A 24332-nucleotide genomic window follows, 5' to 3' on the forward strand; every position below is an offset into this window, starting at 1 on the left:
AATGTGACACGTGATGAGAGTGAAGTTCACAGTACCGCGACGAACGTGCCCGCCTGAAAAGCCTGTAGTGGCTGCAAACTCCCGGCAATTCCCCGCGCTTGACGCCTCTCGACCGTTCGTCCTTAAACCCCCCGTATTTGTTGGGCAAAGTCCGATTTTGCAGGAGGTCATAACATGTCATGACGGATTTTTGCGCGGTGGTTGTGACAGTACGTGGAGCGAAAACGCCAGCTATCGAGCCAGGGGAATTGTCGGGTATTGGCCGTGGATTCAACCGGTCGCCTCAGGGCCATCAGCCCCGAGCGAAAGCGGTCGGTATCTCCATAAGTGGGGCATTACACCCACCCAACCGGGCGTTTACCACCCAGTTTTTGAGGAATTTCCCCCCCTCACTCTTTCTCTCGCTTGAAGCACTCGGAAACAGCGTGCTAATTAATTTGAATTTTATCTTCGCCCTATTGAAATGGCTCATAAGTTGCAGCCCCCTGGATACCCGCAACAGCTGTCGTCCCGGACATCTTGGAGGCGGCTGGGTTTGCCGGATCGGGTATGGCGCGGGGGGTGAAAAATGAAACGTGCGACACCACCATGCAGCTCCATCGGCTCTTATGGGGAGTTCTTATGAGTTCCATGATCAAGATTGGCATCGTTGATGATCACCCGCTGTTAAGGGATGGGGTCACGATGGCGCTGAGGAAAATAGCTGACTTTCAAGTGGTCGGGCAGGGCGGGTCTGCCGATGATGCCCTGGAAATTGCCGCTCGTTTTGCTCCGGATGTTTTGCTGATGGATGTCAATATGCCGGGCGATAGCTTTGGTGCCGTGCGAGCGATCTCAGCTTCTTCGCCGGCAGTCAAGGTTTTGATGCTGACGGTATCCGAGTCCATCGAGGACGCCTATTCCGCCCTCGAAGCAGGCGCGCAGGGGTATGCGTTGAAAGGCATAAGCGGTCGTGAACTTGTACAAGCCATCAGACAGGTCGCCGGTGGTGAAACCTTCATTACACCCAAGCTTGCCAGCAAGCTCCTGGGCAGTTTCAGAAAGCACGCGGGTGATAAGCAAAAGGTCGAACTGACCCATCGCGAAGAACAAGTTATCCGGGAGGTATCGAAGGGCCTGACTAACCGCGAGGTGGCTATCAAGCTTGAGCTCTGCGAGAAGACCATCAAGCACTACATGACGAATGTCATGTACAAGCTACGGGTTCGTAACCGGACGCAGGCCGTCGCAGCCGTGAGACGGCATTGGGAGAGTGACCATATACCTGGCTTATGTGGCGCTCTTCAACGCCGCGACTTGAATGACAACGGCTAGACAAGCTACGAGCCACAAACGTTTCCGGTTACCTGGGGGCGACGATCGTTTTTGCACGGGTGATCAGATTCTGAACTGCGCCCTGGCTTTGGTTCCGGCATGGGGCGCCGATTCAATGATGAATATTCCGCCGAGGGATTCGACGCGATAGCGCATGCCGACAAGGCCCAGATGAGTCCTGCCTCGACCTGGCACGCTCGGTTTTTCGGTTGAAATACCCACTCCTGCATCCTCGACTTGCACTTGCAGTAGCCCTTCGGAATGAGAGGCGCTGAGTTTTTGGCCTTTTCCTCCGGCGTGAAGATAGGCATTGTTCAATGCTTCCTGGGCGAAGCGGTAAATACAAATTTTATGCGCTATCGGTACATCGTCCGCAAGCGTATCAAGCTTCAGTTCGACTCGCGTCTCGGTTCGCTCTTCGTGCCGCTCGGCAAGCAATACCAGCGCATCGTGCAGGCTCAGATCATTGATTTCCGGAAGTGCCAGGCCGAGTGAAATCTCCCGAACTTCGTTTAAAGCATCCTCGCCGGCACGTCTGATCATGTCGAGGACTTCCCCATCCGAGGCGCCTTGCGAATCTTCGAGCTCTTCAAGGCGAAGGAGAATAAGTGACAACATCTGAGCAGGACCATCATGAAGATCTGCCCCGATCCGACGAAGGGTAAGTTCATTGATTTTTGAGAATTCGCGATTGGCTGTAGTGACTTTAAGCTGAAGGGCGGCATTATTTGAGTGCAACCTGGCTTGCTCCTGCATTCGCCATTCAAGTGCTGTTTCCTGCTGCTTTATGATCTTGTCGTCACGCCGAACGATAAAAAATAACAACAAAAGCATGGCCATCGTTGCTGTACCAACAATCGCCCATACTTTCTGGCGAACGTTATTGATTTCGCGCTGTAGCGCTTGCGCGGTTTCGTAGAACTCACCCACCGCAACAATCTTTCCAGTACCCGTTTCGCGCAGTGGAGCAAAAATTTCATAGAACGGAATATTCAGGCTTCGCTCAAAAGCATCGTCAGTATCATCCTCAAGATCATTGTCCAGTTCTGTATAGATCTTGCCTGTCAGCGCCTGTGAGATCTCCTCTGTCGGAAATTTTTTCTGGACCGCGGATTTGTCGGTGCTATAGGCAATCGTGCCGTCTGGAAGCCAGATCTTCACCGAGACGACATGTGTACTCAGCGAGGTGCTGGACAGCAACTGATCAATGGTCTGAATCGTTTCATCGGGGAGTTCTTTGGCTGTGGTCAATCCCTGGACGTAAGGTTCGAGAAAGTTCTGCATATAACGCGCGCCCGTCTCTGCCGCCGTTTGAACCGTTGCCTCTTCGATACTCTGGCTTACGAGGTTTCCAACGAGCGTCATGGTCAAACCCAGAATTATTGTGGCGCAGATGACGAACTGGGTTGAGCGGCTTAAATGGCGCAATTTCGTACCGGTGATCTGCCTCCCGGGCACTGCGTCACTGGACGTTTGGCCAGCGTTTGATTCGACCAAGGTCTGATCCGATTCTTTGACCAAGGTCTCAGAATTTGGCTGGGCTTTCGTCTCTGTACACATCCGGGTAGCCCTTCAATACTCATTTTCAATGGAGTGTAAAGCTAGCAGTTGAGGTTGAGGTTGAGGGCGGGAGGGGCGATGAATAGTTTAAAAAGATTCTCGATCGATCCGGGTAATCGCTATTTCCGGCAAAAGCAGCCGGGAGTTATTACCAATAGTAATGATTTCCTGACTCCGCCATCAGGCGTGTGGAACCCGTCTCCAATACAGACTAGTCAATTTGTAGTCGATGCCAGTTTGCTCATGGATAAAAGGCTTGTTGATGAAGCCGCATGGACGCAGAACCGTGCCATCACCCCTCAGGAACTCCCGGACTATGGCGATCTTCGCGAGCCTGTTCCGGCCAATGACTCTGATCGCTGGATGTGTGGCATCTGTGACAAGCCCCCTATGCCCGAGAGAGCCACATGGACAGATGCATAGAGCCCCGATACGTGACGGGGCCATTAGTAAGTTACGCCATCTATCCAACCCGTGTTCATGGGCCGTCGCCTCCTTGAGGCGCAATACCCGCCTGTAGTTACGGTTGTCATGGGGAATTGATCCTCAGTTGAGCACTGCTGATCGCACGCGATTCAGTAAGGGCTTCGTATGGCCGTGAAATCAGGTCCCGTCGTTCAATTTCTGTTTTTTGTTTATGGGGTTCAACACTAAACCACGCGTTTGCAGCGGTGTTTTTTGCGTGTGGTTTCCTGATCAGTCAAGCATCGAGGAAACAGTCATGGCCAGCTTCAACAAGTCCGATCTCGAATTCATTCTCGAACAAATTTTCATCGCCGAACGGCATGCGGCAGGCGCGAGTCTGGCTGACATGCTGCCGAACGTAGAAGTACCCTTCGGCCTGCGCACCGTCTCCGGTTTCGGCAACAACCTGGCCAATCCCCAGTTCGGTGCCGCCGACAATTTCTTTCCGCGCATGACGACGCCGGTGTTCAATACCGCGCAGGTCCAGCCGGTCGGCTTCTTTGGCCCGACCGATCCTGGCGGAACCACGCCGACCTCCTACCTGCAGACCAGCGGCGCCGTCTTCGATTCGCAGCCGCGCACCATCAGCAACCTGATCGTGGACCAGACCGCCAACAACCCGGCGGCGGTCGCGGCCGCAGCAGCCAATCCGGGTTCACAGGTGGTCACCAGCCCCGGTCTGGATGGCCTGTTCGGCACCGCCGACGACGTTTCCGTCTTCAATATTCCTAATATCACGCCGGACGCGGGCCTGACCGCGCCCTTCAACGCCTGGATGACCTTCTTCGGCCAGTTCTTCGACCACGGCCTGGACCTGGTCACCAAAGGCGGCAGCGGCACGGTGTTCATTCCGCTGCAGCCCGACGATCCACTGTTCGTGCCTGGTAGCCCGACCAACTTCATGGTGTTGACGCGGGCCACCAATCTGCCCGGTCCCGACGGCATCCTCGGCACCGCCGATGACGTCCACGATCAGAGCAACACCACCTCGCCGTTTGTCGACCAGAACCAGACCTACAGCTCGCATCCCTCGCACCAGGTATTCCTGCGCGCCTATGAGATCAACGCCGCCGGCGATCCGGTCGCCACCGGCAAGCTGATCACCAATCGTGACCTGGGTGTCGATGGTGTGTTCGGCACCGCCGACGACGTCGAAATCGGTGGCATGGCCACCTGGAAGGTGGTCAAGGCCCAGGCCCACGATCTGCTCGGGATCAACCTGACCGATGCGGATGTGTTCGATCTGCCGCTGCTGGCGACCGACGCCTATGGCAACTTCATCAAGGGGCCCAACGGCCTGCCGCAAGTCGTGATGAAGGGCGCGGATGGCATTGCCGGCACCGCCGATGACATACTCGTCGAAGGTAACCGGGCCGCACCCATCAGCCTGACGAACGCCGTGCGCACCGGTCACCAGTTCCTCATCGACATCGCTCACAGCGCCGATCCTACCGGCGGCCTGACGGCTGATGCGGACACCATCATCGGCGGCCCGCAAGCACCCGGCACCTACGACAACGAGCTGTTGGATGCGCACTACATCGCCGGCGATGGCCGCGTCAACGAGAACATCGGCCTGACCACTGTCCACTCCGTCTTCCACCACGAGCACAACCGGCTGGTTGATCAGACCAAGGCGACGGTGCTGGCCTCCGCCGACCTCGTCTTCCTGAACCAGTGGCTGATGCCCGACGCCCAACTGGCAGCGTTGCCGGTCACGGCGGCCGACATCGCGGCCCTGCACTGGAACGGCGAGCGGCTGTTCCAGGCGGCCAAGTTCGGCACCGAGATGCAGTACCAGCACCTGGTGTTCGAGGAGTTCGCGCGCACCATCCAGCCGCAAGTGGACGCCTTCCTGGCGCCCATGGGCAACGACACCACGATCGACGCGTCGATCGTCGCCGAGTTCGCGCACACGGTCTTTCGCTTCGGCCACTCGATGCTGGTGGAGACGGTCGATCGTTTCGATCCCAACTTCAACGTCGTCGGCGACGGCAATCCGATTGATCCGGGCAATCAACAGACCGGTCTGATCGCGGCCTTCCTCAACCCTCTGGCATTCGCGGCGAGCGGCCCTACCCCTGAGCAGGCGACAGGCGCCATCGTGCGCGGCCTGACCCGCCAGGTCGGCAACGAGATCGACGAGTTCGTGACCGACGCGGTGCGCAACAACCTGGTCGGCCTGCCGCTGGACCTGCCCGCCCTCAACCTGGCGCGTGGTCGCGACGCCGGCATCCCGTCGCTGAACGCGGCGCGGCGCGAGTTCTACCACATGACCGGCGACAGCCAGTTGACCCCCTACACGAGCTGGGCCGATTTCGTGCAGCACCTGAAACACCCGGAATCGCTGATCAATTTCATCGCCGCCTACGGCACGCACTCAACCATCACTAGCGCTACGACGCTGGCGGGCAAGCGCGCCGCGGCTGCGGATCTGGTGCTCGGTAGCGCCACGGCGCCGGCCGATCGCCTGGACTTCCTGCACAGTACCGGCGCCTGGGCCAGCACCGCCGGTGCGGACGGTATTCTGAACACCGCAGACGACGTGACCACCACCGGCCTGGACGCCGTCGACTTCTGGATCGGCGGCCTGGCCGAAGAGAAGATGCCCTTTGGCGGCCTGTTGGGCTCGAGCTTCAACTTCGTCTTCGAAACCCAGTTGGAAAACCTGCAAAATGGCGACCGCCTCTACTACCTGGCCCGCACCGCGGGACTCAACTTCGGCACTGAGCTTGAGAACAATTCGTTCGCCAATCTGGTGATGCTCAACAGCGATGCAACACACCTGTCGGCCAACATATTCCTGACGCCGGCCTTCACCCTGGAGACCGACCCGACCAAGCAGTTCAACCAGAGTGTGATTGCCGGGCCGGATGGCATACTGGTCGACAATCCATTGACACCAGTCAATGAAGCCGCCGACAACCTGCCCGGCAACGCCGACCCCTTTGGCCCGTCGATCCACCCGATCGGCTCACCACGGATTGACCATTTCACGCCGCTGGTGATCCGCGACAACCCCGCCACAGTGGGCCTGGATACCAACTACCTGCACTACACCGGCGGCGATACGGTCGTGCTGGGTGGCACGGTCGGCAACGATATCCTCATTTCCGGCGACTCGGACGACGACACCGTCTATGGCGACGCCGGCAACGACCGGCTCGACGGTGGCTACGGCAACGACAACGTCTTTGGCGGCACCGGCGACGACATCATCACCGACATAGGCGGCAGCGACACCCTGCGCGGCGAGGACGGCAACGACGTCATCCAGGCCGGCAACTCGACCCTCGGCCTCAACAACCTGGTCTTCGGCGGCGCTGGCAAAGACTTCATCATCACCACCGAAGACATCACCATGACCTTCGCCGGCGCGGGCGACGACTTCATCCTCGGCGCCAAAGTCAACCTATCGCCGCAGGGCGGCGAAGGCGATGACTGGATCGAGGGGGGCACCCAGGACGGTGCGGTCGGCGACAACAATAGCCCCACGTTGTCCGACGATGTGCCCGGCAACGACATCTTCATCGGAAAAGGCGGATTCGATGAAATGATCGGCGAGGGTGGCGACGAAGTGTTCGTCGCCAGCGACGCTCAGGACAAGATGGATGGCATGTCCGGGTTCGACTGGACCACCTACAAGAATGACAAGTTCGGCGTGACCGTCGACATGGTCACCCCGTTCTTCAGTCCCTATCACGCGGTGCCCGATGCCGCGGGCAATATCGTGGGCGCGGTGGCGCAATCGGCCGACGCGATCTATGACCGGTTCGCGGAAGTGGAGGGCCTGTCGGGGTCGTCCTTCGCCGACTTCCTGCGCGGCGACAACCAAAACGCAGCCATCATCGCCAACATCACGGCCAGGGGCAGCATCCTCACCAACTTCGATCTCGTCAGCGGCCTGCGGGCCTTCGTCGGCGCCGCTGCTGCTGGCCCCGACGGCATCGTGGGTACCGCAGACGATCAGTTCGGCGCGGGCAACATCATCCTCGGTGGCGATGGCAGCGACATCATCGAAGGCCTTGGCGGCAGCGACCTCATCGACGGCGACAGTTGGCTCAACGTGCGCATCAGTGTGCGGCAGAACATCGATGGCACCGGGCCGGAGATCGCCACCTTCGACAGCATGGAGCCCCTGATCCCGCTCATGCTGAACGGCACCTTCAATCCCGGCCAGCTCGTCGCCGTGCGCGAAATCCTGCCCGGTACATCCGTAGGCGGGGCTGCGTTCGACACCGTCAACTTCATGGGCCCTCTGGCGAACTACACGATCTCCGTCAACGGCATCGTCGTCGATCCCGCCGTTGCCCTCGATCTCGTCGCCACCGACGTCGTCACCGTGACCGACAATGTCGGTAGTGAAGAAACCGATAGGCTCACCCACATCGAGCGGCTGCAGTTCTCCGATCAGGCAGTGGTCCTCGTGCAGGGGGTCAACGCCGAGCCTGTGGGTGCGCTGACGGTGAGCAACACCGCACCGACCGTTGGCCAGACGCTGACCGTGTCGGCGGCAGGCATCAGAGATGCCGACAACGCGGGTGGGGGGATCAACAATTCCATCAGTTACATTTGGCAGGTTGAATTGGCACCGGGCTCGGGCGTCTTCGAGGACATCATCCTCGGGCCAGGCCGCATCGGTCTCGGATTTACAAGAGCGGACGCGCCCACTCTCACGGTGACGGCGGATCTTGCCGGCCTGGCAGTGCGCGTCAAAGGCTTTTATGCGGACGATAATGGCGTGACCGAACAGGTATTCTCGGCACCGACCACGGCCGTAGTGGCCGGCGCGCCGGCCCCCGCAGCGGCGCCTTCGCTGATCGATCCGCAGACCACTGCCCCCAGCAACGGTGTGCGTTACACGCAATCGGACCTGGCGTTCATCCTTGACCAGATCAAGATCGCGGAACACAACGCGGCGGGTGAGAACATGGTTTCTCTGCTGCCGAACATACGGGTGCCGTACGGTTTGCGCACGGTCGAAGGCACGGAGAACAACCTGCTCCATCCTGAGTTCGGTGCCGCCGATACGGTATTCCCGCGCCTGACCACGCCGGACTTCCGCACGGCCGACGCCGGCACGAGCTACCTCCAGACCAGCGGCCTGGTGAACGACTCGCAGCCGCGCACCATCAGCAACCTGATCGTCGACCAGACCGCCAGCAACCCGGCAGCGGTCGCGACTACCTTCGATCCGGGGCTGGATGGCATCCTTGGCACGGCTGACGATGTCTTGAAAGTCGGCTCACAGGTGATTACCGGAACCCGCACCGACGGCACGACGTTCCAGACCTTCTTCAACTCGAACGTCAGCCCCGACGCGGGCCTGACCGCGCCCTTCAACCAATGGATGACTTTCTTCGGCCAGTTCTTCGACCATGGCCTGGACCTCGTCACCAAGGGCGGCTCGGGCACCGTGTTCATTCCGCTGCAGCCCGATGATCCGTTGTTCGTGCCCGGTAGCCCGACCAACTTCATGGTGTTGACGCGCGCCACCAATCTGCCCGGTCCCGACGGCATCCTGGGCACGGCCGACGACATCCACGAGAACACCAACACCACCTCGCCGTTTGTCGACCAGAACCAGACCTACAGCTCGCATCCTTCGCACCAGGTGTTCCTGCGTGCCTATGAGCTCAACGCCGCCGGCGACCCGGTGGCCACCGGCAAGTTAATCGAAAATCGTGATCTGGGCGCCGATGGCGTGTTCGGCACGGCCGACGACGTCGGGATCGGCGGCATGGCCACCTGGAAGGTGGTCAAGGCGCAAGCCCATGACCTGCTCGGGATCGACCTCACCGATGCCGATTTCAACAACGTGCCATTGCTGGCGACCGACGCCTACGGCAATTTCATCAAGGGTCCGAACGGTTTCCCTCAGGTGGTGATGGTGGGCCCGGACGGCATTGCCGGCACGGCCGACGATGTGCTCGTTGAAGGCAATCCGGCGGCGCCCATCAGCCTGGTCAACGCCGTACGCACCGGCCATGCCTTCCTCAACGACATCGCGCACACCGCCGTTCCGATCGACGACGTGACCGGCGCAGCACTCCTGCCCGATGTGGACACTGTTGTTGGCGGTACGCCTGCGCCGGGCTTCTACGACAACGAACTGCTGGACGCGCACTACATTGCCGGCGACGGCCGGGTCAACGAGAACATCGGTCTGACCACCGTCCACTCCATCTTCCACCATGAGCACAACCGCCTGGTCGATCACACAATGGCGGTGGTCCTGGCAACAGCGGCAAGCGGCGACGTGTCGTTCCTGAACGAGTGGCTGCTGACGCCTGTCACTGCTGTTCCCGTCGACACCACGACCCTCGACTGGAACGGTGAGCGCCTGTTCCAGACGGCGAAGTTCGGCACCGAAATGCAGTACCAGCACCTGGTGTTCGAGGAGTTCGCGCGTACGATCCAGCCGATGGTCGATCCCTTCTTCGCCCCGGGCCAGGTGTACGACACCGCGATCGATCCGACCATCGTTGCCGAGTTCGCGCACACCGTCTATCGCTTCGGGCACTCGATGCTGCTGGAGCAGGTCGACCGGCTGGATCCGAACTTCGCCTCGAGCGATATCGGGCTGATTCAGGCCTTCCTCAACCCGATCGCGTTCGCGGGCAGCGGTCCGACCCCGGAACAGGCGGCCGGTGCCATCGTGCGCGGCGTGACCCGCCAGGTAGGCAACGAGATTGACGAGTTCGTCACCGAAGCCCTGCGCAACAATCTGCTCGGCCTGCCGCTCGATCTGCCTGCCATCAACCTGGCGCGCGGCCGCGATACCGGCATTCCGTCCCTGAACGCGGCGCGGCGGGAGTTCTATCTGCCTACTGGCGACGCAGAGCTCAAGCCTTACACCAGTTGGGCCGATTTCGTGCAGCACATAAAACATCCGGAATCGCTGATCAACTTCATCGCCGCCTACGGCACACACTCGACCATCACCGGCGCCCTCACGCTGGCGGACAAGCGCGCCGCGGCTGCGGACCTGGTGTTAGGCAGCGCGACTGCACCGGCCGACCGTGTCGACTTCCTCAACAGCACGGGAGCCTGGGCCAGCACCGCCGGTGCGGACGGTATTCTGAACACCGCGGACGACGTGACCATCACTGGCCTGGACAGCGTCGACTTCTGGGTTGGCGGGCTGGCCGAGGAGAAAATGCCCTTTGGCGGCATGCTCGGTTCGACCTTCAACTTCGTCTTCGAGAACCAGATGGAGAAGCTCCAGGACGGAGACCGCTTCTACTATCTGGAGCGCACCGCCTCGATGGACTTTGGCGCGGAACTTGAGAACAACACGTTCGCTAGTCTGGTGATGGCCAATACCGACGCAACACACCTCTCGGCCAGGGTTTTCCTGACGCCGGCCTTCATCCTGGAAACTGACCAGACGCGCCAGTACAACCCGAGTGTGGTCGCCGGGCCCGACGGCATCGTCGGCACGATCGATGATCTGCCAGTCAACGCCGATCCCTTTGGCCCGTCGAACCATCCGATTGGCTCACCACGCAGTGACTTCCTCACACCGCTGGTGATCCGCGACAACCCTGGCACTGTGGGCCCGGATACCAACTACCTGCACTACACCGGTGCCGATACGGTCGTGCTCGGCGGCACGCCCGGCAACGATATCCTCATTGCCGGCGACTCGGACGATGACACTGTCTATGGCGATGCCGGTAACGACCGGATCGATGGCGGCTACGGTAACGACCAACTCCTTGGCGGTACCGGTGACGACATCATCACCGACATCGGCGGCGACGACGTCATCCATGGCGAGGACGGCAACGACGTCATCCAGGGCGGTAACGGCCTGAACCTGATCCTCGGCCAGGCCGGCCAGGACTTCATCATCACCGGCGAGGACGCGGCCGACAGCAGTGGCGGCCTGGGCAACGACTTCATCCTCGGCAGCAAGGCGAACGAGTTCGCGCGCGGCGGTGAAGGCGACGACTGGATCCAGGGCGGATCCGCCGATGGCGTTGCCGGCGACAACTTCGACCCATTCGGCAACGACCCGATCATTGGCAACGATGTATTCATGGGCGATGGCGGACCGGACAACTTCGACGGGGAAGGCGGTGATGACATCATGATCGGCAGCCCTAGCGAGGCGGACCGTTTCATCGGGTTCTCCGGTTACGACTGGGCGACCTACAAGGATGATCCGGTCGGCGTGACCATTGGCCTCAACTCCAGTCAGCGTTTCTTCGATCAGCCGGCGGTGCCCGGTTCCACCGCGTCGATCCTTGCCCGTCTGGACCTGGTGGAAGGGCTGTCGGGGTCGGCACACGCCGATTTCCTCAGCGGCGATGATTCCACCGCGGTAACGCTCGCTATTGCTGGCGCCACGGGTAGTGTGCTTACCAACCTTGACCTCATCAGTGGTCTGCGGGCGTTCGTTGGTGCCGCTGCTGCTGGCGCCGACGGCATCGTGGGTACTGCAGACGATAAGTTCGACGGGGGCAACATTATCCTGGGCGGTGCCGGCAGCGACGTCATCCAGGGCCGTGCCGGCGATGACCTGATCGACGGCGACAAGTGGCTCAACGTACGCATCAGTGTGCGGCAGAACATCGATGGCACCGGGCCGGAAATCGCCAGCTTCGACGACATGACACCGCTGGTCCCGCTGATGTTGAACGGTACCTATAACCCCGGCCAGCTCCAGATTGTCCGCGAGATCCTGACGGCGCCTGGTCCTGACTTCGATACGGCGCTGTACTCCGGCAATTTTGCGGATTACACCGTGGTCGAAAACGTCAATGGCACCGTCACGGTCACCGACAGTGTCGCTGGCAGGGACGGGATCGACACCCTCAGCAATATCGAGCGGTTGCAGTTCACCGATCAGGCGATCGTGCTGGGCGGTTTGAACTCGGCACCAGTCGGTTCGCTGAGGATCGACGATCCTACGCCGGCTGTCGGACAGACGCTGACGGTATCGGCGGCAGACATTTCTGATGCCGACAATACTGCGACCGGTGGCGCAATCACCAGCCCCATCAGTTTCTTCTGGCAGTTCGAACCAAGCCCGGGCTCGGGCGTCTTCGAAGACATCACCTTCTTTGCCGCCGGCGAGGTCGCGCGCGCGGAGGGTCTGACTGTCACGGTGGGCTCGGAGCTCAGGATCCCACCACCGGCGACCCTCATCGGCGCCGTGCCGGCTATCCCGCAACTCGTCGTGCCAACCGGACTGGCTCTGCGCGTCAGGGCGGTCTACAAGGACGCCAATGGCGTGCTGGAGGAGGTGTTCTCGGCGCCGACCGCACCGATCACGCCGGCCGGTACCGGCACCGTCAATGTCCTGCCGGTCGGCACTGTGCTGATCAGCGATACGGCTCCGACGCCAGGCTTTGCCTTGACCGCCACGGATGCGTTCACCGACGCCAACGGGACCACGACTTCGGTGATTACCCATCAGTGGCAGGTGGGGAGCGGTGCGATCTTTACCGACCTCGTCGGGGAGACGGGCACGACCTTCACGCCCAGCTCGTTGCAGACCGGTCAGCAATTGCGTGTCGTCGCGAGTTACGTCGATGACCTCGGCACACTCGAGCGGGTCACCTCTGCCGCAACGACAGTGGTCGGAGAACTGTTCGTCGGTACCGCCGGTGATGACATATACACCGGCACGCCAGGCGACGACTTGGCCAGCGGAGGTGCTGGCAACGACATCCTGAGCGGCTTGGGCGGCAACGACATCCTCAATGGTGACGCAGGCAATGACATGCTCATCGGGGGGACGGGTGCCGATACCATGGCCGGCGGTGTGGGCGACGATGTCTACGAAGTCACCGACCTAGGGGACGTGGTCACCGAGCTTGGCGGTGAGGGCAACGACACGGTCTGGACCTCGCTCTCGGGCTACACGCTGACTGCCAACGTCGAAAATCTGTTTTTCGGCGGCAGCGGCGACTTTGCGGGCACCGGCAACGCGCTCGACAACACGCTCGTGGGTGGTGCGGGTAACGACGTCCTGATCGGTGGCGCAGGTGCCGACACGATGGCTGGCGGTGGCGGCAGCGATGTCTACGAAGTCACCGAGCTTGGGGACGTGGTGAGCGAGAACGCCGGTGCCGGCAGCGACACGGTCTGGACCTCGCTCGGGAGCTACGTCCTGGGTGCCAACGTCGAAAATCTGTTCTTCGGCGGCAACGGCGACTTTGCGGGCACCGGCAACACGCTCGACAACACGATCGCGGGGGGGGCGGGTAATGACGTCCTCGTCGGTGGCGCAGGTAACGACATCCTCATCGGTGGCGCAGGTACCGACACGATGGTCGGTGGCGTCGACAACGATGTCTACACAGTCGACAACCTCGGGGACGTGGTGACCGAGCTCGCCGGTTCTGGTAACGACACGGTCTGGTCCTCGCTCGGGAGCTACGTCCTGGGTGCCAACCTCGAAAACCTGTTTTTCGGCGGCAGCGGCAACTTTGCGGGCACCGGCAACGCGCTCGACAACGTGATCGCGGGGGGGGCAGGTAATGACATCCTCGTCAGTGCCGCAGGTAACGACCTCATCATCGGTGGCGCAGGTGCCGACACGATGACCGGCGGTGTCGGCAACGATGTCTACGAAGTCACCGACCCTGGGGACGTGGTGACCGAGCTTGGCGGCGAGGGTATTGACACGGTCTGGACCTCGCTCGGGAGCTACGTCCTGGGTGCCAACGTCGACAACCTGTTTTTCGGCGGCAGCGGCGACTTTGCGGGCACCGGCAACGCGCTCGACAACACGATCGCGGGGGGGGCGGGTAATGACGTCCTCGTCGGTGGAGCAGGTAACGACGTGATGAGTGGCGGCGTCGCCGGCAACGATATCTTCGCGTTTGCCCCAGGCTTCGGCACCGATACGATCCTGAACTTCGGAGCCAATCCGGGCGCAGGGCAGGACTTGCTCGATATCAGGGGGATGGGGGTCACCAGCGCGGTGTTCGCGACCAACGTGAGCATAACGGCTGACGGGGCGGACACGGTGGTTGGGATTGGAACGGACTCCATCCGCCTGGTGGGTGTCAGCAGCGCGGCCGTTGATCAGACGGACTTCATTCTGGTCGTCTGAGGTCCTGGTCAGTACCGTCGCAGGAGGGCGGAACAGTAGAGGGGAGGGCATGGATGCCCTCCCTTTCTCTTTTCAATCAAATGCCCATTAGTTATCGGGGGGGCCGGCAGCATTTACCTTCTGCCGCAAAGGTTCGTCAACGCTCTGGAATTATCAGGTGCTGGATTTAGAACACATGGGGATGGACTGCTACAACGATATGAAAAGCCCGACCGGGCACGGCAACCCCTGCAATCCATTCGTCGGTCCTGATGCTCTTTTGTTGAACTCGGGCAGAACGCATTTATCCAACAAAACTGTGGGAATGCTTCCCACTCAATGATGCCAACCGGCTCTCAAGGATCGTGCGGATACCGCAGCCGCTCGTGGTTGCTGCACATTTATGACCGTGCCGGTTGACCGGCCGCTCCAGTGGGCGGCCGGGAACTCACTGGACGTTGCGTACGATACGGAGATGACGACGCAACGCCAAGCGGAGGTACATCATGCTGCTCAAGAAAACTTTGTTGGCTCTGGCAATCGGCGGGGTCCTGTCGGCATCGACTGTCCTGGTACCCGACTACATCGCAAGTTTCTCCAGCGTGTATGCCAAAGATGGCGGTAGCGGAGGCGGTGGTGGTCACGGCGATGGTGGTTCCGGTGGCAGTGGTCACGGTGGCCACGGCGGAGGCGGCGGAGGCGGTAACGCTGGTAGCGGCCATGGAGATGGCGGCGGTCATGGCGCCGCAGGCAATGGCGGTGCAGGTCATGGCGCTGCAGGCAATGGCGCTGCAGGCAATGGCGGTGCCGGTAATGGCGCTGCAGGCAATGGTGGTGCTGGTGCTGGGGCTGCAGGCAATGGCGGCCCGGGGCGTGGCGACGCTGATCATGGGGCAGTGGCCGGGAATAGAGGCCCCGGCATTGCGCATGACAACGACGATGACCATGGTGGCTTGACCGGGAATAGAGGCCCCGGCATTGCGCATGACAACGACGATGACCATGGTGGCTTGACCGGGAATAGAGGCCCCGGCATTGCGCATGACAACGACGATGACCATGGTGGCATGACCGGGAATAGAGGCCCCGGCAATGCGCGTGACAACGACGATGACCATGGCGCAATGGCCGGGAATGATAGGGGCCCCGGCATTGCGCATGACAACGACGATGACCATGGTGGCATGACCGGAAATAGAGGTCCCGGCAATGCGCGTGACAACGACGATGCCGATGACAACGATGCCGCGGATGCAGCCAGGGATGCTGCAAAAGCTGATGCAGATGCAGCCAGAGACGCCGCCAGGGCTGATGCGGACGCAGCACGGGACGCTGCAAAAGCTGCTGGCGTAGCTGCAGCCCGGGACGCCGCCAAAGCCAACGTAGCTGCAGCCAGGGACGCCGTCAAAGCCGACGTAGCTGCAGCCCAGGGCGCCGCCAAAGCCGACGTAGCTGCAGCCAGGGACGCTGCCAAAGCTGACGTAGCTGCAGCCCAGGACGCCGTTAAGGCCGACGTAGCTGCAGCCAGGGATGCCGTCAAAGCCGAGGTGAACGCAGCCAGAGAGGCTGCCCAAGCCAAGGCGAGGGAAGCCAGAGCGGCTGTGGCTGCGGCCCTGGACGCCCCGGATATCGACGCGGTTGAGGTCGAGAACTAAACCTGCACGTTCGGCAATGAATATGGCAGGCATACCCACGGAAAACGTCCCGGGAGCTTGAGGGACGTATGGCAAAGAGTCGCAAGCCCTGAAGCGTAGCGGGGCTTGCGACTTTTTTTCGAAATCGTGTCGCCTTCACGAGTGATGAGCAAGCTGCTCGGCCTCGAGAGGGGGGATTGCTCGGCCCGGCAAGGTTGTTCAGGTATGAGATAAACTTGGGCCCTTTCGGCACAAGACTCAGGAGAGGTGATGAATGGAATCGTTTAGCGTTCGCGAGCTGAAAAAGACTGACGCTCAAGCGTTGCTGGCATTCGAAGTTGATAACCGTGAATGGTTCGAATCTCATATTGATGCGCGCGCCCCGGCTTTTTACTCGTTACAGGGTGTCGCCGATCATATCGAAAGCTATTTGTCCGATTTTGCCATTGGCGCCTGGCACCCGTTTGTCATCGAGGATTCCAGTCAAAGAATCGTGGGGCGAGCCAATCTGAAAAGCATCGACTCATCGACGGGTACTGCGCAAGTCGGCTATCGGATTGCTCAGAGCGCGTGCGGGCGGGGGCTGGCGACACTGGCGCTGAGGCATCTGATACAGGAAGCAAAGACGCGCTGGGGACTTACGCAACTGGTTGCCTTTGCCTACAAGGATAATCTGGGTTCAAGAAAAGTCCTTGATCGTTGCGGATTCCAACTGGAACAACCCTCCTGTAACGAAAATACGGGGAACGAAGACCGATTCGTCCTGATGATCCAGATAAGATCCGCCAGCGATTCCGAGCGTCGGCAGTAGGTCGGTGACACCCCGGTCACTCCTGCGGTGCTTGATCTTCAGCCACCTCTTTCCAGCTGTCATCCGGATCGAAGCGCTTCATCGATTGCGCCAGTTTTTCACCACCGGGCCCCAGGTCTTTCTCGAACACCTGTCCTTCATGACTGATCATGAAACTCATCACCCCGGTGTCATCGTATTTCGCCGGCCAGGCGATCAAGGCAAAGCCGCGGCTCATCTTGTCACCGATGAGGTAGCTGTAGGCGCCACCCGGCGCCGAAGGACCCTGGCCATCGAGGATGCGCAAGCGATAACCATGCCACTCTTCGTCGGCAATGGCTTTGCCGAACGAAGGTCCCAGCGGGCTGACCTGGCCGCTGTCGTCTTGCGCCCAATAAAGTCCATCGTGCTTGCCAGGGGTGCTGAAGACTTTCTGCGCGTACTCGAGTGCGCCGTCACCGTCTCGATCGACTGACGCATAGTCCATCTGGGCGTCGTGATAGGCCAGCACCGATTGCACCGCGGCCAGTTCATTGCGGCCGATTTGACGGGCACGGATCTCGGCACTGCCGGCCTTGAGGTCGAAGCGCCAACCGCCGGCGTCCTTTGTCATGGGGATGGGCAGTGTCCAGTTCTCGCTGCCGACCGCCAGGATCGCCTTGCGCTCGCTGGAGTTTACTATGTGATGTCGCTCGCGGTATTGCTGCAAAAACGCATCCACATCTTCGCGCTGCACGCCTTCACGGGGGATGTAAGTGTGCCAGTCACTGCCCAGCAACTCCGTCAGGCGTGCCTGGTCGGAGTGCTCCGTGCCCAGTGCTTCGACAAAAGCTTCAGCGGCCTTTTCTGGCGTTGCAAAGGCCTGCTGCGCCGTCGCCATGCACGACCACAACAAGCCGGCAACTATCGCCAGGACATGAGGGAGCAAGCCCATGATCCCCTTTACTCGAGGTTGGTTTTTCAACGACGGCCCCCCCTTTGACGCGCTGGTGGACTGGACGGCCGGCTGACCTGGTGACCGGCCGATCGCGAGGCACTTGGGCGCTGGGCGGATGCCTGGCTGGCCCGGCCGCGACTGGCCTGGACGTTGGCCTGGGACGGTGAGCGTGCGCCGGCGAATGCATTGTTGCGGGCACTGCCGGCACTGGCGGCCGGCCGTTGATTCGCCGTTTGACGCGTCTGCGCCTGGCCCTCTCTGCGCTGATTCAGCTGTGCGCTCTGGTTCCTGGGTTGCTGATTCTCCCGGGTGTTTCTGGTCGTGCCCTGGCCTCTGTCAGCCGCCTTCGGCCTGTCTGCACCGGTCTGTAACCGATCTCCGCCTGCGGTTGCGGACTGGAGTTTGCGCGTTTGATCACGGGCTTCGAGGTTACTGGTGGCAGGTCGTTCGATACCGTGCCTGTCCATTGAAGTGCGGGCGTTTTCACGGGCCTGGGCGCGCTGGGCAGTGTCCCCTCGATAGGCTTGACGTTGACTGGCACCGTTCAATTGGCGGCCGTACTGCGCGCGGCTCGCGCTGTCTCGATAGGGCACACCATTGCGGTGCACCGGGTTGTGCTGCCATTTGTTCTGGTTATTGGTGATCCGGTTGTTGGCATTGATGTTGTTATAACGATTGACGTCGATATCGACGTCGTTATTGCCCCAGTCACATTCACCCCACAATGCACCGACGATCGCCACGCCAGTACCAAACGCCAGCCCGGCCATCAAGGCCTGACCGGGGTAATAGGCGGGTGGCGGCGGATAGTACACGGGCGGCGATGCCGGGTAGGCCCAGGTGCCGTAGGTGGTGGTCGGGTTATAGGTGGGGACGTACACCACCTGTGGATCGGAGGGTTGAATGATGATGGTGGAACTGCTGGCTGGGGCCGGTTCAGGGGCTGAAGCCGGTGCCTGCGTTGTGGTCGCGGGGGCCGGTGCCGCAACATTCTGGATCGTCACGTTCTGATACTGGTTGCTCTGCAGGTTACCAGCGGCCTGGGCCTGATGACGCAGGCGTTGCACGCCGTTCATGACATCGTCGGGCTGCGCCAGGAAGGCATCGCCCAGGCGTTGTACCCAGACGGGATCCTGCCCCAGCGTCGCCAGCACCTGCGGGAAGGCGACCAGCGCCTGCACGCTCGGATCCCAGGGCTGGTTCGCTACCTGTTTGACTGCCTCATCGCCCTTGGCGTCCGGGTGCGCTTTGGACCAGCTGACCGCCTCGCCGACTTCCCCCGGGTAGGTAGTGGCCATCAGTACCTGTGCCAATAGTGGGTCCGGGTAAAGCGCAATGGGCGCCAGCATTTGATCCAGCTGTTCCTGGGTAAACACGGGATCTTTGGCAGTCGCGGTGACGGGCGCCGTATCGGCAGCATTGGCGGGCGCCGGTGCGGTCACATCCGCGGCCTGTGTCAGGCAGGAAGATCCACTCAAAAACAGAACGGCTGACAACGCGTAAAAAAATGGAATGCGCATTGCACCCCCTATGTGGTCAGGCAGGCTTGAAATGAGTGAGTCGCTGCCGCAGAGGTGAAAGCTGACTTTGCAAGCCACAGAGCCCAGCTTCGATGCCGCTTTCTAATGGTAGCAGCTCATTCGAACGACCCAGGTTGCCTTTAAAACGACGTCAACCTGATCGATCACTGGGCGCTGGCATCGCTTTCGTGTTCTTCGGCGAATGCCATGAACACCTCCAGGTCCAGCACATCCAGCTTGATCTGGGCGATGAACGCCGAGAAGGCCAGGTTGGCCGCGAGCAGGCGCAAGTCGCTGGCCCAGGCCGGAAGGTAGGTCGGCCCCTTGAGCCAACCGGACTCGAACAGTGGCGCCAGGCGCAGGGTGTCAGCCAGGCTGAGGCGCCCGGCAAACAAATGCCCTACCAGTTCCGGCCGGTTATCGCGGATTGCAATGCGCAGCAGGGTATGGACGCCGAGTAGCCCGGTCAGGTACGCGGCATCCTTGGTGAACGCCGAACCGCCCCGCAGGTCGGCGCCGCGGAACACCCTTTGGGTCGAGCGGAAGGATTCCTCTTCTGTCTGCCCGGCCGCCAGAAAACCTCCGAACACCTGGATGAAGTCGGCACCCTCCAGCGCCTGCTGGACGGCGAGCACGCGCAGGGCCAGACGACGCAAACGATTGATGTCCATGCTGCCGGTGAACAGTTCGGCCAGGGTGGCAATGCCTTCCTGGGTCTGGGTCGTGCGGGGCGCCCCCAGGCCCAGGCTTGTGAGGTTGGGCTGTCGCGCGCCGTTTTGTGCCGTGGCGACATGCACGAAGGCCTCGTGTTGCAACAGCTGGTTCTTGTCCAGTTCCGAGAACAGCGCGCTGGCCCGCAGGCGAATGCGGCTCGATCCTGCGATGGCCTTGGCGGCCAGGTTCGGATCGAGCACGACCGTGATCTGTCCGACGCCGAAGAAACGGTCCAGTTCCGGTTGAATCCAGGCGGCGAACGCCTTGGCCGGGATCTCGGCCGGGTTCGGTGGAATCCGCGCACTGCCGAGCAGGGCGTCGGTGGTCTTGAGGAAGAAACGGGCCGCGTCGAGCATGCTCAGTTGCAAGCGCGAGTAATAGAAATCCGGGCGCCGATATAGTGCAGACGAATATTGCGTAAAGGCGGGAGTGCCAATGGCCCCCAGCATGTGGCCGGCGGTGGCATAGCTACGGGCGGTCATGGCGAGGAAATTCCCGGCCGGATGCCCGACATCGCAGCGGCTGATAAAGGTTTCCAGAGCGGCGATGTCGGCGCTGTGCTCGCGGGGCTGCAGCTTGACATCGGGTAACTGCGCACGCCCGCTGCGCCATTTCGCCAGGAAGTCTTCCTCGACGCCATCGGGCCAGGACAAGGCATCCAGCACGCGGATCTTGCGGGTCAGGTCGGGCAGGGCGGCATCGAGTTCGGACAGGGCGGCGGCGCTCATGGATAGCTCCTTGAGGGACGAAGTGACGTTACTAAAGCTTAGTCGTCGCGCTCGGTTGCGTGCGTTTGCGAATACAGGTACGCGGCCTCAGAGCAGGCTCCACGACACCCCGAGGTACATCGCCATGCCCTCGCCGGGCGTGGAGCGTGCCGCGTCCAGCCCTTTGTCGTCGTAGCCCGGCGTGACCGTGGCGGCGTAGTGCTTGTCGGTCAGGTTGCGCAGGTCCAGCCAGGTCTGCCAGTCGCCCTTGGGCGCGTTGTAGCCCAGCGTCGCGCCGAAGATTGCGTAGGGATCGGCGTAGTAGCTGTTGGCATAATCGACCGCCACTTTCGACACCCATTGCGTGTTGAGTGCGGCAAAAAAGCCTTGTGGCCAGTCGTAGCGCAGTTCGCCCTGGTAATAGTGCATCGGCAGGCCCGGCAGGCGGTTGTCGCCGAAGCGGTCATCGTCGCGGTAGTGGAAGTCACTGAAGGTGTAGCTCTGGCGCAGGCTCAACTGGCCGCCATCGTCCGGCGACCAAAGAGGGCTCAGCAGGCTGGCTTCCACGCCCTGGTGCACGGTGGGGCTGGCGTTGAGTTCGTAGGGGGTGGTGGCGTTGGCATCCGGTAACACCGACAGCAGTTCATGGCGCACTTGGGCGTAGTACCAGGCCAGGCTCCACTGCCCCAACGTGCTGTCACCGCGGCCTCCGATTTCCAGGGTGGTGGCGGTCTGGTTTTGCAGCTTGACCGGATCACGCTGGGCGCCTGTGGCGGGGCCACTGCCTGCCGGGAATCGAATGTTGGAGCTATAGATCAGCGACCACGGGTGCGGTGCCTCGACCGAGCGACTGAGATTGCCGAACAGTTGCAGGTCAGGTGTCAGTTGATAGCGCAGGCCCACGCGCGGGGCATAGTCCCAGTCGTGCAGGCTGGTCTTGCCACCACTTTGCGGGTAGGTGACATCGCTTTCACGGCGGGTGTAGATGGCAGCGAGGCCGGTGGTCAGCCACAGGTCGTCGGCGATTTCCAGGTCATTGCCCGCATGCAGGACGGTGTCCGAGCCCTGGTAGGTGAAGTTGCGAATCAGCGTGCCCGGTGCATAACCGGCGGTGTTGCCGGTGGGGATGCGCACGAACTCGCTGGCGCCGGCATTGGGCAGGTGTCTGGTCATTCGCAGGCCCAGGGTGCTTTGGCTTTGCAGCCCCCAGAGCGTGTCGCGACGCTTGTAGTCGAACGTGCCGCTGACGTCCGTGTACGCCACCTTCAGGCGGTTGGGACCCTCACGTAAATCCATCGGGTAGTCGTGGTAGACAAGACCGGTCTGGATGCTCGAATCGTCGTCGATGTACCAGGTGGTCTTGTTGCCGATAAAGGTGCTGCCCGGCTCATCGCGGCGGTCGTCCCGCACCACGTAGGCAGGGTTGGCCGCCCGTGGGTCATGCTCGATGGAGTGCTTGGTCACGCGCCCCGCGAGGTCGTTGTCGGTCTGACGGTGGCGCAGGTAAAAGCGCGTTTCCAGGTTGGGGTTGAAGCGATAACCGAAGTTGGCGATGACACCCTGGCTCTCACTGGCCGTGTGGTCCTGGTAGCCGTCGGCATTGGCGTCGGTCATGGCCAGGTAGTAATCGAAGGCGCCGAGCACTTGTCCGGAGCTGACCTGGCGCTGCTGATAACCGTGGCTGCCCGTCGCGTAGCGCACCTGCAACTTCGGCGCGTCGTAACCAGTGTGGCTGACGTAATCGATGGCCCCGCCCAAGGCCAGGGCGCCCCGGTCGAAACCGTTGGCGCCGCGCAGCACTTCCACATGGTCGAGCCACAGCGGCTCCAGCAGCTCATAGGGCGTGCCGCCAGGGCCGGTCAGCGGCAGACCGTCGAGCATGGCGTACAGCCCCGAAGCATGGGCGCCCGGTGCACGGTTGATCCCCGATCCACGGATCGAGATCTTCACCCCTTCGTTGCCCGCCGACTGGGCGTAGATCCCCGGCTGGTAAGCCAGCACGTCCTGATTGCTGGCCACGCGACCCTGCAACGGGCGGCGCATGTCGACCACATTGGTGCCGCCGGGCACCTGGGCCAGCCGCGCCCTGGCGTCCTCGATCCCCTGGTCTTCGTCGCTCTGGTCCTCAGCCCCGATCAGCACTTGCCCCAGCTCCAGGCTTTGGGCCTCGGCCATGGCCGGACAAACAAGGGCCAGGCCCAGCAGCGCAGCGGGCAAGTATTGAGGCGGGGGCATGGGGGGAACTCCAGATGTACAGGAACGGGCAAAGAACAGTGCGACGCAAGAAAGAACGAAGGGAGCACATGGCAATTTTGCTTTTTTTGCACGCCAAGGGCAGGGCGGCCGCGATGCAACGCACAACGGTTTACAGCATTCCGACGATGAGGAGGGATGCGGCATTCATCCGCCACAGGAATAACTGTCTCCAAATACGACGAAGGTCGTATGGAGGTCGGTTTTGGTAAATGCTAGTAGACGTTTGTCTTGAAAACGCAACTGCTAATTTGTATCATTCGTTTTCAATTCAGCGAAGCAGGGAACGCAGCGCCCAAACAATAATAAGGTCAAGGCAATGCTCAAAATGCTTCTCGTATACGGTCATCTGCTCGCTACGTGTATTGCCCTGGGGAGGGTGTTGCAGGCGGATCACAAGCTTTGGAGCTGGCGCAAGGAAATACTGGACCAGGCGCGGCTCGAGTACCTTGATGAAACCCAAAAGATCGTCAGCCTCGCACTGCTGGGCCTTTGGGCAAGCGGATTGTTGCTGGTGCTCCAGGGTTACCTCGATGAAGGCGAGGCGTATCTGCTCAATCAGAAACTCTGGGCCAAGGTGACTGTCGTCGCGCTGCTTAGCCTGAACGGTGCATTGTTGCATCGAGTTGGTTTTCCGCTGCTGCAAAAGGCTCCATTCGTCGCACTGCGCGTTGCAGGGCGCACTCGGCTTGCCTTGTTGGGGGCGCTTTCCATGAGCGGTTGGCTATTCGCCGCATTCCTGGGTGTGGCTCGAGCCTGGAATCACGTGTTGCCTTATCTGCATGTGATGGGCGCATTCGCCGCATTCTCGTCACTGGCTTGTTGCGTGGCACTTGTAGTCGCCGGTAGGGCGGGCAGTGTCGGTGCGCAAAAATCCTCGGTACCGGGGTAGCTATCAACAGATCGTGGGTAGCCCGCTCCCTGAAGTGGCGGGCTTCAGCGAATCCGGTATTGCCTGAGCCGGCGTCACCTCTGGGTGATTACCCGTGGTAGAGACCTCTCGATCACTCGTCCTTTTTCCATGCCCATAGGCGGTCCCTCGACAGTTCGATGGCTTGCACGAAGCCGTCGGTCGGCTTTCTCCTGCGCGGGTTGACCCGGAGCCAGAAAGGGCTAATTTAGATGATGTGGGAAAAAATCCCACGTTGAAAATTCAAGAGAGATTGTAAGTTTACGGGTTACTCCCATGCCGCTCCCGGATCGCAGCGCGAATTGCGTTGGCACTGCTCGCGGTAAATCACCAGGAGAATGCACGATGAACACTTACCTGTTTTTCAAGAGAGGTTTACTGGCGCTGGCAATCGGTGGCGTCCTCTCGGCTTCCATCGTTTTGGTACCAGACTCCGTTTCCCATGAATCGAGTGCCTATGCCAAGGATGGCGGTGGCG

The 24332-nt window shown here is 61.1% G+C and carries 12 protein-coding genes; 7 read left to right on the top strand and 5 right to left on the bottom strand.

Annotated elements, in window-relative coordinates; translation table 11 throughout:
• Positions 1–621: 621 nt before the first annotated feature.
• The gene (locus tag KGA83_RS23425; protein WP_108219897.1) at positions 622–1314 is read left to right on the top strand and encodes a response regulator; all 693 of its coding nucleotides are present in this window, start codon (positions 622–624) and stop codon (positions 1312–1314) included.
• 63 nt (positions 1315–1377) lie between these two features.
• Here KGA83_RS23425 and KGA83_RS23430 read toward each other — a convergent pair whose 3' ends face one another.
• Positions 1378–2874 (bottom strand): sensor histidine kinase, encoded by a 1497-nt coding sequence (locus KGA83_RS23430; protein WP_108219876.1) that lies wholly within the window; start codon positions 2872–2874, stop codon positions 1378–1380.
• Positions 2875–2952: 78 nt separating this feature from the next.
• Here KGA83_RS23430 and KGA83_RS23435 point away from each other — a divergent pair, with 78 nt between their 5' ends.
• The 5 genes from KGA83_RS23435 to KGA83_RS23455 all read left to right on the top strand — a co-directional run bounded on the left by KGA83_RS23435 (position 2953) and on the right by KGA83_RS23455 (position 16834).
• Positions 2953–3297, top strand: coding sequence for a hypothetical protein (locus KGA83_RS23435; RefSeq protein ID WP_108219877.1), 345 nt, complete (start codon positions 2953–2955; stop codon positions 3295–3297).
• Between the two features lie 298 nt (positions 3298–3595).
• A complete protein-coding gene (locus KGA83_RS23440; protein ID WP_223531036.1) occupies positions 3596–14410 on the top strand; it encodes a peroxidase family protein in 10815 nt (3604 codons plus the stop codon).
• A 585-nt stretch (positions 14411–14995) separates the two neighbouring features.
• Entirely contained in the window at positions 14996–15346 is a 351-nt protein-coding gene (locus KGA83_RS23445; RefSeq protein WP_223531042.1) for a hypothetical protein, read from the top strand.
• Positions 15347–15573: 227 nt separating this feature from the next.
• Positions 15574–16044 carry a hypothetical protein gene (locus KGA83_RS23450; RefSeq protein ID WP_223531037.1) on the top strand — a complete coding sequence of 157 codons (471 nt, stop codon included), beginning with the start codon at positions 15574–15576 and terminating at the stop codon, positions 16042–16044.
• A gap of 253 nt (positions 16045–16297) precedes the next feature.
• Positions 16298–16834: a GNAT family N-acetyltransferase gene (locus KGA83_RS23455; RefSeq protein WP_223531038.1), complete on the top strand. Its 537-nt coding sequence runs from the start codon at positions 16298–16300 to the stop codon at positions 16832–16834.
• Between the two features lie 16 nt (positions 16835–16850).
• On the opposite strand, the gene KGA83_RS23460 is transcribed toward KGA83_RS23455, so the two are convergent.
• The 4 genes from KGA83_RS23460 to KGA83_RS23475 form a co-directional block, all read right to left on the bottom strand.
• The gene (locus KGA83_RS23460) at positions 16851–17747 is read right to left on the bottom strand and encodes a DUF2950 domain-containing protein (protein WP_223531039.1); all 897 of its coding nucleotides are present in this window, start codon (positions 17745–17747) and stop codon (positions 16851–16853) included.
• A 26-nt stretch (positions 17748–17773) separates the two neighbouring features.
• Entirely contained in the window at positions 17774–19270 is a 1497-nt protein-coding gene (locus tag KGA83_RS23465) for a DUF3300 domain-containing protein (protein WP_223531040.1), read from the bottom strand.
• A gap of 164 nt (positions 19271–19434) precedes the next feature.
• On the bottom strand, positions 19435–20712 hold the full coding sequence (locus KGA83_RS23470) for a tyrosine/phenylalanine carboxypeptidase domain-containing protein (RefSeq protein WP_223531041.1): 1278 nt from the start codon (positions 20710–20712) through the stop codon (positions 19435–19437).
• Positions 20713–20799: 87 nt separating this feature from the next.
• Positions 20800–22926, bottom strand: a complete 2127-nt coding sequence (locus KGA83_RS23475) for a TonB-dependent receptor family protein (protein ID WP_115948432.1) — start codon at positions 22924–22926, stop codon at positions 20800–20802.
• A 337-nt stretch (positions 22927–23263) separates the two neighbouring features.
• On the opposite strand from KGA83_RS23475, the gene KGA83_RS23480 reads away from it, so the two are divergent.
• Entirely contained in the window at positions 23264–23836 is a 573-nt protein-coding gene (locus tag KGA83_RS23480; RefSeq protein WP_108219890.1) for a hypothetical protein, read from the top strand.
• Positions 23837–24332: the final 496 nt, after the last annotated feature.

Origin of the sequence: Pseudomonas sp. GL-R-19 (assembly GCF_019956375.1) — a bacterium.
In the GTDB taxonomy this organism is placed as follows: Bacteria; Pseudomonadota; Gammaproteobacteria; order Pseudomonadales; family Pseudomonadaceae; genus Aquipseudomonas.

What these genes read in the sequence shown, in the direction of transcription:
- KGA83_RS23470 (WP_223531041.1), bottom strand. Translation starts at nt 20,712, where the DNA reads ATGAGCGCCGCCGCCCTGTCCGAACTCGATGCCGCCCTGCCCGACCTG.
- KGA83_RS23480 (WP_108219890.1), top strand. Translation starts at nt 23,264, where the DNA reads ATGCTCAAAATGCTTCTCGTATACGGTCATCTGCTCGCTACGTGTATT.
- KGA83_RS23450 (WP_223531037.1), top strand. Translation starts at nt 15,574, where the DNA reads ATGACCGGAAATAGAGGTCCCGGCAATGCGCGTGACAACGACGATGCC.
- KGA83_RS23475 (WP_115948432.1), bottom strand. Translation starts at nt 22,926, where the DNA reads ATGCCCCCGCCTCAATACTTGCCCGCTGCGCTGCTGGGCCTGGCCCTT.
- KGA83_RS23455 (WP_223531038.1), top strand. Translation starts at nt 16,298, where the DNA reads ATGGAATCGTTTAGCGTTCGCGAGCTGAAAAAGACTGACGCTCAAGCG.
- KGA83_RS23435 (WP_108219877.1), top strand. Translation starts at nt 2,953, where the DNA reads ATGAATAGTTTAAAAAGATTCTCGATCGATCCGGGTAATCGCTATTTC.
- KGA83_RS23430 (WP_108219876.1), bottom strand. Translation starts at nt 2,874, where the DNA reads ATGTGTACAGAGACGAAAGCCCAGCCAAATTCTGAGACCTTGGTCAAA.
- KGA83_RS23445 (WP_223531042.1), top strand. Translation starts at nt 14,996, where the DNA reads ATGCCAAAGATGGCGGTAGCGGAGGCGGTGGTGGTCACGGCGATGGTG.
- KGA83_RS23465 (WP_223531040.1), bottom strand. Translation starts at nt 19,270, where the DNA reads ATGCGCATTCCATTTTTTTACGCGTTGTCAGCCGTTCTGTTTTTGAGT.
- KGA83_RS23460 (WP_223531039.1), bottom strand. Translation starts at nt 17,747, where the DNA reads ATGGGCTTGCTCCCTCATGTCCTGGCGATAGTTGCCGGCTTGTTGTGG.
- KGA83_RS23425 (WP_108219897.1), top strand. Translation starts at nt 622, where the DNA reads ATGAGTTCCATGATCAAGATTGGCATCGTTGATGATCACCCGCTGTTA.
- KGA83_RS23440 (WP_223531036.1), top strand. Translation starts at nt 3,596, where the DNA reads ATGGCCAGCTTCAACAAGTCCGATCTCGAATTCATTCTCGAACAAATT.